The sequence below is a fragment of the Rhodococcus ruber NBRC 15591 genome, from assembly GCF_001894945.1.
GTDB classification, from domain to species: domain Bacteria; phylum Actinomycetota; class Actinomycetes; order Mycobacteriales; family Mycobacteriaceae; genus Rhodococcus; species Rhodococcus ruber.
Genome location: NZ_BCXE01000038.1, coordinates 1 through 15884, shown reverse-complemented (window position 1 = coordinate 15884; position 15884 = coordinate 1). Strand labels below are relative to the sequence as shown.

14 protein-coding genes and 1 pseudogene are annotated in these 15884 nt (G+C 70.0%); 8 read left to right on the top strand and 7 right to left on the bottom strand.

Going from position 1 to position 15884, the window contains the following annotated elements; genetic code table 11:
* Window positions 1-33 precede the first annotated feature (33 nt).
* Both RR3_RS22820 and RR3_RS22815 read left to right on the top strand, forming a co-directional pair.
* The gene (locus RR3_RS22820) at window positions 34-1110 is read left to right on the top strand and encodes a septum formation family protein (RefSeq protein ID WP_017681156.1); all 1077 of its coding nucleotides are present in this window, start codon (window positions 34-36) and stop codon (window positions 1108-1110) included.
* Between the two features lie 13 nt (window positions 1111-1123).
* Window positions 1124-1462: a metallopeptidase family protein gene (locus tag RR3_RS22815; RefSeq protein ID WP_017681155.1), complete on the top strand. Its 339-nt coding sequence runs from the start codon at window positions 1124-1126 to the stop codon at window positions 1460-1462.
* 262 nt (window positions 1463-1724) lie between these two features.
* Here RR3_RS22815 and RR3_RS22810 read toward each other — a convergent pair whose 3' ends face one another.
* The 4 genes from RR3_RS22810 to RR3_RS22795 form a co-directional block, all read right to left on the bottom strand.
* Entirely contained in the window at window positions 1725-3053 is a 1329-nt protein-coding gene (locus RR3_RS22810; protein WP_017681153.1) for an MFS transporter, read from the bottom strand.
* A gap of 26 nt (window positions 3054-3079) precedes the next feature.
* Entirely contained in the window at window positions 3080-5395 is a 2316-nt protein-coding gene (locus RR3_RS22805; protein ID WP_064066194.1) for a cytochrome P450/oxidoreductase, read from the bottom strand.
* A 233-nt stretch (window positions 5396-5628) separates the two neighbouring features.
* Complete coding sequence (gene rox / locus RR3_RS22800) at window positions 5629-7056, bottom strand: rifampin monooxygenase (RefSeq protein ID WP_064066195.1); 1428 nt, start codon at window positions 7054-7056, stop codon at window positions 5629-5631.
* A 327-nt stretch (window positions 7057-7383) separates the two neighbouring features.
* Window positions 7384-8055 (bottom strand): IclR family transcriptional regulator, encoded by a 672-nt coding sequence (locus tag RR3_RS22795; protein ID WP_040271453.1) that lies wholly within the window; start codon window positions 8053-8055, stop codon window positions 7384-7386.
* A gap of 134 nt (window positions 8056-8189) precedes the next feature.
* On the opposite strand from RR3_RS22795, the gene RR3_RS22790 reads away from it, so the two are divergent.
* Both RR3_RS22790 and RR3_RS25000 read left to right on the top strand, forming a co-directional pair.
* Window positions 8190-8969, top strand: a complete 780-nt coding sequence (locus RR3_RS22790) for an acetoin reductase (RefSeq protein WP_017681149.1) — start codon at window positions 8190-8192, stop codon at window positions 8967-8969.
* 31 nt (window positions 8970-9000) lie between these two features.
* A complete protein-coding gene (locus RR3_RS25000) occupies window positions 9001-9153 on the top strand; it encodes a hypothetical protein (RefSeq protein WP_017681148.1) in 153 nt (50 codons plus the stop codon).
* Between the two features lie 76 nt (window positions 9154-9229).
* Here the strand turns inward: RR3_RS25000 and RR3_RS22785 are convergent.
* Window positions 9230-9615 (bottom strand): annotated as a pseudogene (locus RR3_RS22785) (TetR/AcrR family transcriptional regulator); the annotation flags it as partial.
* A 191-nt stretch (window positions 9616-9806) separates the two neighbouring features.
* Here RR3_RS22785 and mihF point away from each other — a divergent pair.
* Window positions 9807-10124, top strand: a complete 318-nt coding sequence (gene mihF / locus RR3_RS22780) for an integration host factor, actinobacterial type (protein WP_017681145.1) — start codon at window positions 9807-9809, stop codon at window positions 10122-10124.
* 112 nt (window positions 10125-10236) lie between these two features.
* Window positions 10237-11151 carry a cation diffusion facilitator family transporter gene (locus RR3_RS22775; protein ID WP_017681144.1) on the top strand — a complete coding sequence of 305 codons (915 nt, stop codon included), beginning with the start codon at window positions 10237-10239 and terminating at the stop codon, window positions 11149-11151.
* A gap of 259 nt (window positions 11152-11410) precedes the next feature.
* Here RR3_RS22775 and RR3_RS22770 read toward each other — a convergent pair whose 3' ends face one another.
* Complete coding sequence (locus RR3_RS22770; protein ID WP_017681143.1) at window positions 11411-11821, bottom strand: VOC family protein; 411 nt, start codon at window positions 11819-11821, stop codon at window positions 11411-11413.
* A gap of 180 nt (window positions 11822-12001) precedes the next feature.
* Between RR3_RS22770 and RR3_RS22765 the strand changes: the two genes are divergently transcribed.
* Together RR3_RS22765 and RR3_RS22760 are read left to right on the top strand one after the other, a co-directional pair.
* Complete coding sequence (locus RR3_RS22765) at window positions 12002-12451, top strand: helix-turn-helix transcriptional regulator (protein WP_017681142.1); 450 nt, start codon at window positions 12002-12004, stop codon at window positions 12449-12451.
* 56 nt (window positions 12452-12507) lie between these two features.
* Complete coding sequence (locus tag RR3_RS22760) at window positions 12508-14901, top strand: ATP-binding cassette domain-containing protein (protein WP_371851046.1); 2394 nt, start codon at window positions 12508-12510, stop codon at window positions 14899-14901.
* A 37-nt stretch (window positions 14902-14938) separates the two neighbouring features.
* Here RR3_RS22760 and RR3_RS22755 read toward each other — a convergent pair whose 3' ends face one another.
* Window positions 14939-15709, bottom strand: coding sequence for a thioesterase family protein (locus RR3_RS22755; protein ID WP_072786565.1), 771 nt, complete (start codon window positions 15707-15709; stop codon window positions 14939-14941).
* Window positions 15710-15884: the final 175 nt, after the last annotated feature.

Sequence of the window (15884 nt, the reverse complement as noted above, 5' to 3'; positions counted from 1 at the left end):
CCGGGGCGGCGCGCACAGGCATGATGGACGGTGATGGCCGAGGAGAGTGAGCAGCAGTCCGACCGGACGACACCGTCCGCCTCGCGGGTCCGGCGTGCCCCGTCCGCGAAGCTGACCCGTCGCGCCCTGATGCTGGTCGCCGCGGGCGCGGTGCTCGCGGCCGTCGTCACGGCGGTGGTGGCGGGATTCGGCGGGTCCGACGACGAACCCGGCGATTCGACCAGTGCCGTGGTCACCACCGGCGCGGTGGCCGGCGAGGCCTTCGGCACTGCGGTCGCCGGGGACTGCCTGACCTGGACCGAACTCGATGCGAGCGACCTCGCGAAGGTGGACTGCGCCGAGTCGCACCTGTTCGAGGTGGTCGAGGACATCGATCTGAGCGTGTATCCGGGCGCCGAGTGGGGTCCCGGGTCGCGTTTCCCGTCGGTGCTGCGTTTCACCGAGCTGCGCGACGAGCTGTGCGCACCGGCCGCGATGGATTATCTCGACGGCCGGTTCGATCCGCACGGCAAGTTCAGCGTGGGCCTGATCAACCCCGGGGAGGCGGGCTGGGCGGCCGGCGAGCGGACGCTGCGCTGCGGCCTGCAGTTCTCCTCCACCACCGGCAACCTGCTGCCGATCCAGGGCAAGGTCGCCGACCAGGACCAGTCCAAGGTCTGGGACGTGGGCACGTGCATCGGCATCAACAACGGCGTGCCGGCGGATCCGGTGGAGTGCGCCCAGCCGCACGCCTTCGAGGTGATCTCCGTGGTGGACCTGTCCGGGCAGTTCCCCGGCGGTCTGCCCAGCGTCGAGGACCAGGACCGGTACCTCGAGGGGACGTGCACCGAGAACGCCAACGCCTACCTGGGCAGTCCCGACGCGCTGCGCAACAAGACCCTCACGCTGTTCTGGGACAACCTCGACTTCGACAGCTGGCTCGCGGGCAGCCGCAAGGTCAACTGCTCGGTGGGCAAGCAGGTCGAGGGCGGCGGATTCGCGTCGGTCACCGGCACGGCCAAGGGCGACATCCTCATCGACGGCCAGCCGCCGGTGCCGCCGCCCGCCGCGCCCGAGGGCCGCTCACTGCCGACCCCGCTGCCGGGCGCAGGTCCCGTGCCGGGCTCCTGAGGTGAGGGCACGAATGGGCGACGAGCGGTTCGAGGAACTCGTCGGCGAGGCCCTGGATCTGATCCCCCCGGAACTCGCGCGGGCCATCGACAACGTCGTGGTGCTGGTCGAGCCCAGAAACGAGGAAGAGCCCGACCTGCTCGGGCTCTACCACGGGATCGCGCTCACCGAGCGCGACAGCCACTATGCGGGGGCGCTACCGGACACCGTGACCATCTACCGCGACGCGATTCTCGACATCTGCGACTCCGACGACGACGTGGTGCACGAGGTCGCGGTGACGGTCATTCACGAGATCGCTCACTACTTCGGAATCGAGGATGCTCGTCTGCACGAGCTGGGGTGGGGCTAGTGGCCCCGTACCGCGGTCCCGTCGCGCCGTACTTCGGCTTGCGTTGCAGAAAGTGCGGACTGATCGTCGAAATGATCAGCAGGGCGAGCGTTCCGATGATCACCTCTGCGACGACGATGTAGACGAAAGCAATACCGACGATCTTCGCGATCTCTTCCATGTGTCGATCACCTCCGGTCCGACCGTACCGCGGGACGGCCGTCCGGACGGGGTAACCGGCAGTGCCGTTGCCGGGCCTCCGCGGCCCGGCAGCGGCGGCCGGTCACTCGATGCGGTCGAGATCGACGCCCTTGGTCTCGCGGCTGCTCAGCACCGCGACGACGGTGATCATCATGGTCACCACCAGATACGCGACGACGGTCCCGACCCCGAACCGGTCGACGAGCCAGACGGCGATGAAAGGCGCGGGCGCACCGGCGATGATGGACGAGCCCTGGAACACCAGCGAGGATCCGGCATACCGGTACCGGGTCGGGAACAGCTCGGTGATCCAGGCGGCCTCGGGACCGGCGAGAGCGCCGTGGAAGAAGGCGCCGACGCAGACCCCCACCCACAGCATCGGCACGCTCTGCATCTGCACGAGCCAGAAGAACACGGGCGCCCACACCACGAGCACCACGGCGGGGACGAGCATCGCGACGCGGCGGCCGACCCGGTCGGACCAGCGGCCGCCACCGATCATGCCGACGAACTGGAACACCGACGCGAAGGTCACGGCCAGCATCACGTCGCCCCGGGCGAAGCCGTGATAGGTGGTGGCGTACGCGATGACGAAGATCGTGTACACGTAGAACGCGATGTTCTCGCCGAGCCGCATGCCGATGCCGATCAGCACCGGGCGCGGACGGGACAGCGCTTCGACGATGCTCGACCGGGGCTCGGGGCGGTCCGCCGCGGCGGCCTGCGCCGCCCGGAAGACCGGGGACTCCTCGACGCCGTGCCGGATCCAGAAGCCGATGACGAGGAGGGGAACGGCGAACAGGAATGCGATCCGCCAGCCCCATGCGTCGAACGCGTCGGCCGGAAGCAGCAGCACCAGGGTCGAGACGACCACGGCGGCGAGCACGGTCCCCGACGGCGCGCCCGCCTGCGGCCACGACGCCCAGAAGCCGCGACGCTTGGGCTCGCCGTACTCGCTCACCAGCAGCACCGCCGCACCGAATTCACCGCCGAGCGCGAAACCCTGGATCATGCGCAGCGCGACGAGCAGGACCGTCGCCCAGATGCCGATCTGTTCGTAGGTCGGCAGCAGCCCGATCGACGCGGTGGCCGTACCGAGCATCACGAACGTGATGACGAGCATCGGTTTGCGGCCGAACCGGTCACCGAGATGACCGAAGACGATGCCGCCGAGCGGCCGGGCGATGAAGCCGAGCCCCTGGGTGGCGAGGGCGAGCAGCAATTTGGTGATGCCGTCGGATCCGGGGAAGAACAGAGGTCCGAGGACGGTGGCGGCGAGGATGCCGTAGATGGCGAAGTCGTACCACTCGAGCACGGCCCCGGCCATGCTGCCGGTGAGGACCCGCTTGAAGCTGCTGCGTGGCGCGTCCGGCGCGGTGCGCACGGCGATCGGGTCGAGCGTGGATCCCATGGCGGGTCCCTTTCGGATCGGGTGAGTCAGAGTCGGAGGGTCAGTCGGTCGCCGCAGGCACGCGAGCAGCAGGTCATCATCTGCCGGTTCGCCGCCCGCTCGGCCTTGGTGAGCACGGTGTCGCGGTGGTCGACCTCGCCTTCGAGGACGGTGACCTCGCAGGAGCCGCAGAGGCCTTCCTCGCAGTCGCTGGGCACGTCGATGTTGTTGGCGCGCAACGCGTCGAGGACGGTCTGGGTGGGCTCGACCCGCACGGTGAGTCCCGAGTCGCGCAGGTCGAGGTCGAAGGCGTGCTCGACGTCCGGGTCGAGTGCCGTGAGGGACGAGGTGAAGTGCTCGACGTGCAGCGCACCGTCGGGCCAGTGCCGGCTCGCGTCCTCGAGTCCGGCGAGCAGCCGTCCGGGCCCGCACGCGTAGATCTGGGTGCCGGACACCGGCGTCGCGAGGAGGGCGGCGAGGTCGACCCGGGTGCCTTCCGCCGAGACGTGCAGGGCGGCGCGGTCCCCGTGCCCGGCGACCCGCTCGAGATAGGCCATCCCGGAACGGTTCCGGCCGCAGTAGTGCAGTTCGTAGCTCCACCCCCGGCCGCGGGCGTGGTCGGCCATGGCCAGGACGGGGGTGATGCCGATGCCGCCGGCCACGAACACGTAGTGCTCGGCGTCGGGGTCGAGCGCGAAGTGGTTCCGGGGCCCGCGAATCCGGAGCGATCCCCCCACCCGGAGCTGTTCGTGGACGTAGCGCGAGCCACCGCGGCTCTCGGGGTCCAGCAGAACGGCGATCTCGTAGGTGGGCGCGTCGGGCGCACCGCACAGGGAGTACTGCCGCGACAGCGCACCGAGGTCGACATCGATGTGGGCGCCAGGAGTCCACGCGGGCAACGCATTTCCTGCAGGAGCCCGTAGGACGACGCGCAGCACGTCGTCGGCGATCCGGTCCAGGCGCTCGACGGTGACGGTGCGTGACACCGACCGGGTGGAGGGCTCGCCGATGGTGACGGGATGCTGCCGTTGCAGCACGGCCGGGTCGGTGCGCTCGGGGTTCGCCTGCGGATCCCACTGCACCCACACGTGATCGGGACCGCGGAACGAGGTGTTCGGCAGGTAGGTGAACTCCTGATCGGGTACGAGTTCCATGTGGGGAAGCCGCGTGGTCAGTTCCTCGAGGAAGATCTGCATCTCCATGCGGGCCAGGTTCTTGCCCATGCACTGATGGCTGCCGTACCCGAAGGTGAGGTGGTCGCTCGAGTTCGGGCGCCGGATGTCGAACTCGTCGGGACGATCGAAGTGCCGCTCGTCGTGGTTGGCGGACGCGTTGACGACGAGCAGCTTTGCGCCGGCGGGGATGTCGACGTCGCCGATGCGGGTGTCGGTGGTGGCCACCCGTCGCCACGCCGCGACCGATCCCGAGTGGCGCAGGCACTCCTCGACGGCGTTGGGGATCAGCGACGGATCCGCGCAGATCTCCTCCCACACCGGGCGGTTCTCGAGCAGCAGCTTGAACGCGTTCGCGGACGCGTTGGCCGTGGTCTCGTGCGCGGCGACGATGCCGGCCATCATCATCGAGTGCAGGTAGGAGTCGGTGACGACGTCCGGCATCTGCTGCTGCATGCGGATCCCGTAGGGCATCCAGCCGTGCCCCGACGGGTCCTGGCGCATCTTCTCGAGCACCGTGCCCGCGTACTGCCAGAACCTGCCGACCGCCTCGGCGACGGCGACCTGCTCCTCGGGCGCGGGGCGGCCCCAGGTGTTCACGGTGTGGGCGATCGAGTACTTGCGCATCGTCGCCATGTCCTCCTCCGGCACGCCGAGGAAGTGCAGGGCGACGGTGAGCGGTACCTCCCACAGCATCTCGTCCACCAGGTCGGCCTTGCCGGATTCGACGAAGCGGTCGACGTATTCGCGCGTGAGCCGTCGCACCATCGCCTCGTGGTGCGCCAGTTCCTTCGGGGTGAACGGGTCCATGAGTGCGCGGCGGCGCGGCATGTGGGCGGGCTCGTCCTCGTTCACGAGGGTCCGGGCCATGGCGTAGTCGTAGCGGGCGAGGGTGGCGGTGGCCTCCTCGGAGACCGGGGTGATCTTCTCGAGGGCGATGGCCGGTGAGAACACGAGGTTGTCGCGGAACACCGCCTTCACATCCTCGTAGCGGGTGACCACCCAGTAGCCGAGTTCGGGGCTGTAGAACACCGGCTCCTCGTCGCGGGACCAGCGCAGCGACTCGGCCGGATCGGCCTGGTACGCGGGCCCGAACGGATCGAACGCCGCGGCGTTCGCCGACACCGGGCAGCCGCCGGTCAGGGCCGCGTGATCGACGGGACACGCCGCCGACGGAACTGATGCACTCATGCTGACACCGAAAACCTCTCCACCTGCACTGTTACTTTTATCGAACAGTTTCGTCCTATATACGGACAAGCAGCAGAGTAAGGGGCGTCACAGATCAGGTCAAGCTCGAGATCCGGTCACATTCGCCGGGGCTCCACATCGGGGGTCCGCCCGGCCGACTCCACCTGCACCCGATGCCGGAACCGGACGTCCCGAGGAAACACCCGCTCGGCCGGAACGGCCCCGATCGCGCCTCAGCCGACGGCGGCTCCGAACCACTCGGACAGCCGGCCGAGCAGATCCTGCTGATCGTCGCCGACCCACGCGACGTGGCCGTCGGGTCGCAGCAGCACCGCGGGCACGTCCAGTTCCTCGCTGACGTCGACGATGTGGTCGACGCGGTCGGCCCAGCCCGCCACCGACAACCGGCCGGTCTGATCGAGCAGCAGCCCCCGGCCGCCGTGCATGAGTTCGTAGAGACGGCCTCGCTTCAGCCCCACATCCCGCATCCGCCGGCCGAGCAGATCGTGCCCCGCACCGAAGTCGTAGCGGACCCCGACCGCGGTGATCATCCCGGTGATGTGCCGGTTCACCTCCTCGAGGTCCATCAGCTCCGAGAACAGTTCCCGCAGCGCGGTCGCGCCCGGATCGGTTCCCATCAGCGCGATCTGCGCACGGGTGTTCGCCAGCACGCGCGCCCCCACCGGGTGCCGCTCGGCGTGGTAGCTGTCCAGCAGCCCCGCCGGCGCCCAGCCGTCCACTGCCGCAGCCAGTTTCCAGCCGAGGTTGAACGCGTCCTGGATGCCGAGGTTGAGTCCTTGCCCGCCGGTCGGCGGATGGATGTGCGCGGCGTCGCCGGCCAGCAGCACCCGGCCGACCCGGTAACGCTCGGCCTGCCGGGTGGCGTCACCGAAGCGGGAGAGCCAGCGCGGCGAGTGCGCACCGAAGTCGGTGCCGGCGATCGCCCGCAGCTGCTGCGTGAACTCCCCGAGGGTCGGTGCGGCCGCCCGGTCCTCGCTCACCCCGTCGGCGGGCACGACGACGCGGTACATCCCGTCCCCGAGCGGTGCGGCGCCGAACCGCAGCTGGGTCTTACGGACTTCCGCGACGACGGCGGCCACCGTCGCCGGGTCCTCGGTCATCCTCATCTCCCCCAGCAGCGTCTCGACCCTGCTGGGCTCACCGGGAAAGCCCACGCCGAGCAGCTTGCGCACCGTGCTGCGGCCGCCGTCGCAGCCGACGAGGTACCGCGAGCGCAGCCGAGCGCCGTCGGCCGATTCGACCGTCACCCCGTGATCGTCCTGGCTCAGCCCGACCACCTCGCAGCCGCGCCGGATCTCGGCACCGAGTTCGAGGGCACGCTCGTCGAGCAACCGTTCGGTGACCGGCTGCGGAGTGGCGAGGCCGTACGGGTGCGCCGTGTCCAGCCGGTCCGGCCAGGGCTTGACGATTCCACCGAAAAGACCGCCGACCCGGAACTTCTCGCTGACGGCGAGGAACCGGTCCAGCAGGCCGCGCTGGTCCATCATCTCGACGCTGCGCGCGTGCAGACCCTGCCCGCGCGACTGCCCGCTCGGTGCGGTCGCCTTCTCGAGCACGAGCGTGCGCACGCCGTGCAGCCGCAACTCGGAGGCCAACATCAAGCCGGTCGGTCCACCGCCGACGACGATCACATCGATCATGAAAACCCCGTTCACTGGTTGAATTTCGGCCACCCCTCCACGCAGGCCGGCGGCCCGCCCGGCGTCCCGCGCCCGCAGATCCCCACCGGCGGCGCGACTCCCCCGGGATCACGTCCGGTCACACCTGCGAATCCCCACTTTCCACAGGTCCCGGCTTCGACTGGCGATTCTGCAGCACGACGGGGGCCTTGCGGCAAGGCCCCGTGCGCGATATACGTTGAAAGGGGCAGGGAGTCGAAGGCATCCCGGCCGTTCTTTCTCCCGCCCCGCGTTCGATGTGCACCGGAGTACCGTCGATTCCCGGACTCGTGCCCGGCAGCGGGGGTATCAGTCGGTGAGCAGAACGCTCAGGCGCGCTGCCGCGTCCTGGACGGCGAGCGCCGCGGCGTCGACGTCGAGACCGGCGATGGCCACCACCCCGACGCTGCATTCGAGACCGGCCCCCCGGGGCGCGCGCACCCCGGCAGCGACACCCACGGCGCCGCGTTCGAGCTGCCCACGGGTGACGCTGTAGCCGAGCTCCCGGGCCTGCTTCACCGCGTCGGGGTCGCGGGCGTCCTCGGGCCGCAGCGCGAGGATCGCGATCCCGGCCGCACCGCGGTCGAGCGGGTGCCGGTTGCCCACCCGGTAGCCCACGTGCAGGAGCGCTCCCTCCGGCTCCGCGACGAGGATGACGATGCACTCGTTCCCGTGCGCGGCGGAGACGAAGGCCGTCGCCTGCGTGCGCTCGGCCAGGTCGTGCAGCACCGGGCCGGCCGCGTGCTGGAACTGCGGCACGAACCGCGACGAAAGGACGGCGGCACCGGCGCCGAGCCGGATCCGGCCGTCGTCGGCCCGCACGACGAGCGAGTGGGTTTCGAGCGTGGCGACGATCCGGTAGCAGATCGCCCGCGCGATCTCGAGCTCCTTGGCGAGGTCCGCGACCGTGATTCCGGCGGGTGACCGGGAGATGAGGTCGAGCGCGCGCAGACCACGATCGAGCGTCTGCAGCGTACTCATGGCTCCTCCGTCCGTCCGGATCCGACCCTACCGGCGCGGGCATCGCGCCCGATGCAGCGCATTGCAACGCTTGAGCGCCGCGTGCCACACTGATTGCCTTCGAGTGACACAGATCACTACGAACGGGAGTCGGCATGAGCATCGAAGGCAAGGTCGCGCTGGTCACCGGGGCCGGACAGGGCATCGGACGGGCGATCGCGCTGCGACTGGCATCCGACGGTGCGGCCGTCGCACTGCTCGATGTCGACGGCGGCAAGCTCGCCGCGGTCGAGGACGAGGTGCGGGCGGCCGGCTCGAAGGCGATTTCCGTCGTTGCCGATGTGACCGACCGCGAGCAGATCCGGGCCGCCGTCGACCGGACGGAGGCCGAACTGGGCGGGTTCGACATCATCGTCAACAACGCCGGCATCGCCCAGGTCAACCCGATCGCCGACGTGACGCCCGAGGAGGTGTCGCGGATCATGGCGGTCAACGTCGAAGGCGTGCTGTGGGGCATCCAGGTCGCCGCCGCCAAGTTCCGCGAGCGCGGGCACGGCGGCAAGATCGTCAACGCGTCCTCGATCGCCGGTCACGAGGGCTTCGCGATGCTCGGGGTGTACTCCGCGACCAAGTTCGCCGTCCGGGCGCTCACGCAGGCGGCGGCCAAGGAGTACGCCTCCGACGGGATCACCGTCAACGCCTACTGCCCCGGCGTCGTCGGCACCGACATGTGGGTCACCATCGACGAACGCTTCTCGGCGCTGACCGGGGCGCCGAAGGGGGCGACGTTCGAGAAGTTCGTCGGCGGCATCGCGCTCGGCCGGGCGCAGACACCGGAGGACGTCGCGGCCTACGTCTCCTACCTGGCGGGCCCGGACTCCGACTACATGACCGGGCAGTCCGGGTTGATCGACGGCGGCCTGGTCTATCGGTGACCCGAACCCGCGGCACCGGAAGGACATTCCCATGTTGACCAGAACGGTACGGGCACTCGCGGTGCCCCTGCTGGTGCTCCTCGACCACATGATGGCGCCGAAGCTCTGCGCCGAGCTGTTCGAGCTCTCCGAGCAACTCGCGGAACCAGCGTGCCGGCCGGTGTCCGGGGCATGTCGCCACTGACCACGATCCGGTGCGGGGGCCTGTACTCGGCGAGGCGACCGCGGAGGTGGCCGGCCGGGGCGCCGGGATCGAGGTCGGCGACGGCGAGCCGGCGACCGGCCTCGTTCAGGCTGCGCAGCTCCGTCGCACCGACCAGCGCATCGAGTTGCCGGGCGGTGTGGAACATGACCCACGCGCGCACCAGCGCCTGCAACTGCGCGTCCGGCGAACCACCCGGCCGCAGCAGCGCCCCCGGGTCATGGCGATCGCATCGTGCAGCGCCCGGGTCATGATGTCCTGCAGAATCTCCTGCTCGGACTTGAAGTGGTGGTAGATCGAGGCGACGGTGATGTCGGCGTCGCGGGCGATGTCGCGCATCGAGGTGCCGTGGTACCCGCGCTCGGTCATGTTCCGCAGCGCGGAGTCGAGGATCGCCTGCCGACCGTTGCCGGTCCCGACCGAAGTCGCCTTCGCCGCGCTCATCGTCTGCTCCGTCCCGCCGGTCGTGAACCGCTGACAGCGTAGTCGCAGGGCGTGTGCCGGAATCGGGCAGATCCGCGCCACGAACCGCCGTCTCCGCGTGCCGAACCGACGAATGTCGGTCCGACCTGGCAGCATCAGCCGCGGCAGCCTCGCCCGGGGCCGCTCACCATCGGACAACACAGGGGGCCGTCATGCCAGCACCCGTTCTCACCGACGAACAGCGCACCGCCGCACTCGCCAAGGCGGCCGAAGTGCGCAAGGCCCGCAGCGAACTGCTCGCCGCCGTCAAGGCCGGAGAGATCGACGTCCCGGCCGTGCTCGAGAAGGCCGAGACCGACGAGGTCGTGAAGAAGACGAAGGTCTCCGCCCTGATCAAGGCGCTGCCCGGCGTCGGCGCGGTCAAGGCCGCCAAGCTCCTCGAGCAGCTGTCGATCCCGGACACCCGCCGCATCGGAGGCCTCGGCGCCAACCAGCGTCAGGCGCTGCTCGACGCCACGACGGCCGCCTGACACACCGGACCCGACGCAGGTGTTCCCGCGCCCCGGGAACACCTGCCCGGGCGCGTCCTGCGCCCACCGCGCGCTCCACAGACAAGGAGACCGATCGAGCGGGAGGAGTCGGATGACGACGTCGGTGCCCGAGTCGCGACAGCAGCAGGACCGCCTGCTGTTCCGTTTCATGCTGCTCTCGCTGGCCGCCGCGGTGGTCACCATCGTCCTCAAGGCGAGCGCCGCGTGGTCGACCGGCTCGGTCGGCTTCCTCTCCGATGCCCTCGAATCGGGTGTCAACCTCGTCGCCGCGGTGGTGGCGCTGATCGCGCTGCGGGTGGCGGCCCGCCCCCCGGACGCGAGCCACCACTTCGGCCACGGCAAGGCCGAGTACGTCTCCGCCCTGGTCGAGGGCGCGATGATCTTCGTCGCCGCCACCGCCATCATCTGGACCGCGATCGAACGCCTGATCAGCCCGGTTCCGCTCGTCCAGCCCGGGCTCGGACTGGCACTGTCGACCGTCGCCTCGGTGATCAACCTCGGCGTCGGCCTCACCCTGCTGCGCGTGGGACGCACGCACCGCTCGATCACACTCGTCGCGGACGGCAAGCATCTGCTGACCGACGTGTGGACCTCCGCCGGGGTGATCGTCGGCATCGCGCTGGTCGCCGTCACCGGCTGGGAGCCTCTGGACCCGATCGTGGCGCTCGCCGTGGGCGTCAACATCCTGTGGACCGGGTACCGGCTGCTGCGCGGCTCGGTCAGCGGCCTCCTCAGCGCCGCCCTCCCCCAGCACGAGCAGGACCAGGTCAATGCCGTGCTGGACCGGTTCCGCGCCGAGTGCCCGGTCGAGTTCGCGCCGCTGCGTACCGTCGAATCCGGGCGGCAACGTCAGGTGTTCGTCGTCGTGACCGTGCCCGGGGACTGGACCGTGCGGACCGCTCACGACATGGCCGACCGCATCGAGGCGGCGATCGACGCGGTGCTGCCGCACACCGAGACCTTCATCCACGTGGAACCGGCAACCGCCGGCCCGGGCAGTGCCTGACCCAGGGTAGGAGGTGCAGCGACCGCTGCCGTCGTCTTACGCTCCCGCATTCTCCGTGCTCGCGGGACACCCCGCGAGCCCATCCGAGCCGGAGTTCCGAATTCCACTGCCGTCCGGAATGTCTCGTCACAACCCAGAAGTGACGCAGGTCAGTACCGTGCCGGCGCCGCGGCGACACCGGGAGTGCACCGCGGCACCGGTGGCAGCGAGGAACGGTCGACGGTGTGCCGTCCGCCGGCGGCAGTGTCCGACGTAGGGCTCAGCGAAGCTCCTGGATCCGCACCAGATTGCCCGCCGGGTCGCGGAAGGCACAGTCGCGGATGCCGTACGGCTGCTCGGTCGGCTCCTGGACGACCTCGGTGTCGCCGGCCTGCACCTTCTCGAACGTGGCGTCGAGATCCCGGGTGGCCAGCAGGATCCAGCCGTAGGTGCCCTTGGCCATCATCTCGGCGATGGTGCGGCGCTCGTCGTCGGTGATGCCCGGGTCGACGGCCGGCGGCGCCAGGAGGATGGACGTGTCGGGCTGACCGGCGGGGCCCACCGTGATCCAGCGCATCTTGCCCTGCCCGACGTCGTTGCGGACCTCGAAGCCGAGGACGTCGCGGTAGAAGGCGAGGGAGGCGTCCGGGTCGTCGTGCGGCAGGAAGCTCGTGTGAATGGTGATGTCCATGACGAGCAGGTTAGGAGCGTCTCCGTGTCCCGCGCTTCTCGATTCCTGATCGATCCGCCGAGCGCGAGTCCGTTCCTCGCCGTCGCGCGGCCGATACCGCTTCGTCGACGAACTCGCCGTCCACGCGTGGCACGCCGGAAGCGCTGGGCAACTCCGTTGCCACGTGGCACGATCGCGTACGTGACCGGGGGACCTGCTGACGCGCAGCGGCTGCGCGATCTCGCGCGGCTGCGCCGCGTCCGCGACCGCATCGACCGGGAGTACGCCCAGCCGCTGGACGTCGAGGCGCTCGCCCGCGGGGTGCACATGTCGGCGGGGCACCTCAGCCGGCAGTTCCGGGCGGCGTACGGGGAGTCGCCGTACGCGTACCTGATGACGCGGCGCATCGAACGCGCGATGGCACTGCTGCGTCGCGGCGATCTGAGTGTCACCGAGGTGTGCTTCGCGGTGGGCTGCTCGTCGCTGGGCACCTTCAGCACCCGCTTCACCGAGCTGGTCGGTGTGCCACCCAGCATCTACCGGCGTCAGGCGGCGCACGCGGCGGCGGGGATGCCGTCGTGTGTCGCGAAGACGGTGACCAGACCGATCAGGAATCGAGAAGCGGGAGCCGCGGAGCCGCAACTAGCCTGACCGCCATGACGTCACCGTTGACCCGAGCTTTTCCCCTCCCGGCAGATGGAGACCCGATGAGCATGGCCACGAAGACGGACACGCGGTCGCACGCGCCGCACGTTGCCGACAGCCACGACCTGATTCGCGTCCACGGTGCGCGGGTGAACAACCTCCACGACGTCAGCGTCGAGATCCCGAAGCGCCGGTTGACGGTGTTCACCGGCGTCTCCGGCTCGGGCAAGAGCTCGCTGGTGTTCGGCACGATCGCCGCGGAGTCGCAACGGCTGATCAACGAGACCTACAGCGCCTTCGTGCAGGGCTTCATGCCGACCCTGGCGCGTCCCGACGTCGACCTGCTCGAAGGACTGACGACGGCGATCATCGTCGACCAGGAGCGGATGGGTTCCAATCCCCGCTCCACCGTCGGCACCGCCACCGACGCGCACGCGATGCTGCGCATCCTCTTCAGCCGGCTGGGGCAACCGCACATCGGTTCCCCCAACGCGTACTCGTTCAACGTCCCCTCGGTGAAAGCCAGCGGTGCGATCACGGTCGAGCGCGGCGCCGGCAGGACGAAGACCGAGAAGGCGACCTTCCACCGGCTCGGCGGCATGTGCCCGCGCTGCGAGGGGATGGGCTCGGTCACCGACTTCGACCTGTCCGCGTTGTACGACGAGAACCTCTCGCTCGACGAGGGTGCACTCACGATTCCCGGGTACAGCATGGACGGCTGGTACGGCCGGATCTACCGGGGCTGCGGATTCTTCGACCCGGGCAAGCCGATCCGCAAGTACACCAAGCGGGAACTGCACGACCTGCTCCACAGGGAACCGACCAAGATCAAGGTCGACGGGATCAACCTGACGTACGAGGGGCTGATCCCGAAGATCCAGAAGTCGATGCTGTCCAAGGACGTCGATGCCCTCCAGCCGCACATCCGGGCGTTCGTGGAACGGGCCGTGACCTTCTCCACCTGCCCCGCCTGCGGCGGTACCCGGCTCGCCGAGGAGGCCCTGTCCTCGAAGATCGACGGCAGGAACATCGCCGATGTCTGCGCCATGCAGATCAGTGACCTGGCCGACTGGGTCCGCAGCCTGGACGAACCGTCGGTGGCTCCGCTGCTGACCGGGCTGCAGCACCTTCTCGACGCGTTCGCGGAGATCGGGTTGGGCTACCTCTCCCTCGACCGGCCGGCGGGCACGTTGTCCGGCGGAGAAGCCCAGCGCACCAAGATGATCCGACATCTCGGTTCCTCCCTCACCGACGTCACGTACGTCTTCGACGAGCCCACCATCGGACTGCACCCGCACGACATCGCCCGGATGAACGACCTGTTGCTGCAGCTGCGCGACAAGGGCAACACCGTGCTCGTCGTCGAGCACAAGCCGGAGGCGATCGCGATCGCCGACCACGTCGTCGACCTCGGACCGGGCGCCGGCACCGACGGTGGCGAGGTGGTGTTCGAGGGCACCGTCGAGGGACTGCGCACCAGTGGCACGCTCACCGGGCGGCACCTGGACGACCGCGCATCGGTGAAGCCCGCTGTGCGGACCCCGTCGGGTGTGCTCGAGGTGCGCGGCGCCGACACGCACAACCTGCAGAACGTCGACGTGGACATCCCCCTCGGCGTGCTGGTCGTCCTCACCGGCGTGGCGGGCTCCGGGAAGAGCTCGCTGATCGACGGGTCGGTGGCCGGGCGCGAGGGCGTGGTCACGGTCGACCAAGGGGCCATCAGGGGTTCGCGGCGGAGCAATCCGGCGACGTACACCGGGCTGCTCGATCCGATCCGGAAGGCGTTCGCGAAGGCCAACGGCGTGAAGCCGGCGTTGTTCAGCGCCAACTCCGAGGGCGCGTGCCCGACGTGCAACGGCGCCGGGGTCATCTACACCGACCTGGGAGTGATGGCCACCGTCGAATCCACCTGCGAGGAATGCGAGGGGAAGCGGTTCCAGGCCGCGGTGCTGGAGTTCACGTTCGGCGGGCGCAGCATCGCGGACGTGCTCGCGATGCCGGTGGCCGAGGCCGAGGGGTTCTTCGGCGCGGGCGAGACACGGATCCCGGCGGCGCACAAGATCCTGCAGCGGCTCGCCGACGTGGGGCTCGGCTACCTCAGCCTCGGCCAGCCGCTGAGCACGCTGTCCGGCGGTGAACGCCAGCGGCTCAAGCTGGCGACCCGGATGGCCGAGAAGGGCGGCGTCTACGTCCTCGACGAACCGACGACCGGTCTGCACCTCGCCGACGTCGAGCAGCTGCTCGGGCTGCTCGACGGATTGGTCGACGCCGGCAAGTCCGTCATCGTCATCGAGCACCACCAGGCGGTCATGGCGCACGCCGACTGGATCATCGACCTCGGTCCCGGCGCCGGCCACGACGGTGGCCGGATCGTCTTCGAGGGCACCCCCGCCGACCTCGTCGCCGCGCGGTCCACCCTCACCGGCGAGCACCTCGCGGCCTACGTCGGCGCCTGACCGTGTCCGTCGCGCGTGCGCCCCGCCGGCGCGACGGTCAGTTCGGACGGACGGTGAGGATCTGGGACACGGTGCCCACGGGACCGCGGGTGTCGTAGAGGACGCTACTCGTCAGGCCGAGACCGTCGGGACCGAACGAGACGGTGGTGTCGAAGCCGAGCCAGTCACCGCGGGGTTCGGTGAACAGGTGGGCGGTGAGGTCGACGTTGGGGAAGGCGACGTCTTTCGGGGACACCCGCACGGTCATGCCGTTGGCGATGTCGAACAGACCGGCGGCACCGGCCGGCGCGCTGACCTTCTCGTCGAGCACCAGGGGGAGCGGCGTGCGCACCCAGTACGCCGCCCGGCCCGGCTCGAGCTGGGCGCGACGGACCTCGGTGGAGGCGATGAACCCGCCCGGCCACACCGTCGAGGCGTCCCACGGCTCCATGGCCTCGGGCGGGTCGATCCGCGGCAGCGACGTCGCCTCCAGCGCGGGGGTGGGACGAGGTTGCATCAGCCAGGCCCGCAGCCGGACCGCGGCGCGACCGTCGTGCGTGAGGACGGCCTCGACGAGCTCGATGGTGCGCCCGGGACGCAGGACCGTCACGGTGGTCTCGACCGTGTCGACCGGGACGGTGCCGAGGATGTCGTAGGACAGGCGGGCGACGACCAGTCCGTCGTCGCGGCGGGCATCCCGGTCGCATTCGACGGCGTGGACCAGCAGCCCCAGCGCGGGCGCGATGTGCTGCTCCTGCGGGTTCCAGGCGCCGCCGACGTGGTGGGTCGGCCGGAACGCGGCCGGACCGATCCGTTCGAAGTAGGCCATCTGCTGCTCCAGAGGTCGGGGACTCGTCCAGGCATGATCCCAGGCGGGCACGCTCCTCCGCGGACCGGACGGTGCCGAGCAGGACGGTGCCTGATAGGACGGTGCCTGATAGGACGACGGCAGCCCGCCCCCTGGTCGACCAGGGGGCGGGCTGCCGTGAATTGCGGAGGTACCG

What these genes read in the sequence shown, in the direction of transcription:
- RR3_RS22805 (WP_064066194.1), bottom strand. Translation starts at nt 5,395, where the DNA reads ATGAGTGCATCAGTTCCGTCGGCGGCGTGTCCCGTCGATCACGCGGCC.
- RR3_RS22810 (WP_017681153.1), bottom strand. Translation starts at nt 3,053, where the DNA reads ATGGGATCCACGCTCGACCCGATCGCCGTGCGCACCGCGCCGGACGCG.
- RR3_RS22770 (WP_017681143.1), bottom strand. Translation starts at nt 11,821, where the DNA reads ATGGACATCACCATTCACACGAGCTTCCTGCCGCACGACGACCCGGAC.
- RR3_RS22815 (WP_017681155.1), top strand. Translation starts at nt 1,124, where the DNA reads ATGGGCGACGAGCGGTTCGAGGAACTCGTCGGCGAGGCCCTGGATCTG.
- RR3_RS22775 (WP_017681144.1), top strand. Translation starts at nt 10,237, where the DNA reads ATGACGACGTCGGTGCCCGAGTCGCGACAGCAGCAGGACCGCCTGCTG.
- rox (WP_064066195.1), bottom strand. Translation starts at nt 7,056, where the DNA reads ATGATCGATGTGATCGTCGTCGGCGGTGGACCGACCGGCTTGATGTTG.
- RR3_RS22790 (WP_017681149.1), top strand. Translation starts at nt 8,190, where the DNA reads ATGAGCATCGAAGGCAAGGTCGCGCTGGTCACCGGGGCCGGACAGGGC.
- mihF (WP_017681145.1), top strand. Translation starts at nt 9,807, where the DNA reads ATGCCAGCACCCGTTCTCACCGACGAACAGCGCACCGCCGCACTCGCC.
- RR3_RS22820 (WP_017681156.1), top strand. Translation starts at nt 34, where the DNA reads ATGGCCGAGGAGAGTGAGCAGCAGTCCGACCGGACGACACCGTCCGCC.
- RR3_RS22755 (WP_072786565.1), bottom strand. Translation starts at nt 15,709, where the DNA reads ATGGCCTACTTCGAACGGATCGGTCCGGCCGCGTTCCGGCCGACCCAC.
- RR3_RS22760 (WP_371851046.1), top strand. Translation starts at nt 12,508, where the DNA reads ATGAGCATGGCCACGAAGACGGACACGCGGTCGCACGCGCCGCACGTT.
- RR3_RS22795 (WP_040271453.1), bottom strand. Translation starts at nt 8,055, where the DNA reads ATGAGTACGCTGCAGACGCTCGATCGTGGTCTGCGCGCGCTCGACCTC.
- RR3_RS25000 (WP_017681148.1), top strand. Translation starts at nt 9,001, where the DNA reads ATGTTGACCAGAACGGTACGGGCACTCGCGGTGCCCCTGCTGGTGCTC.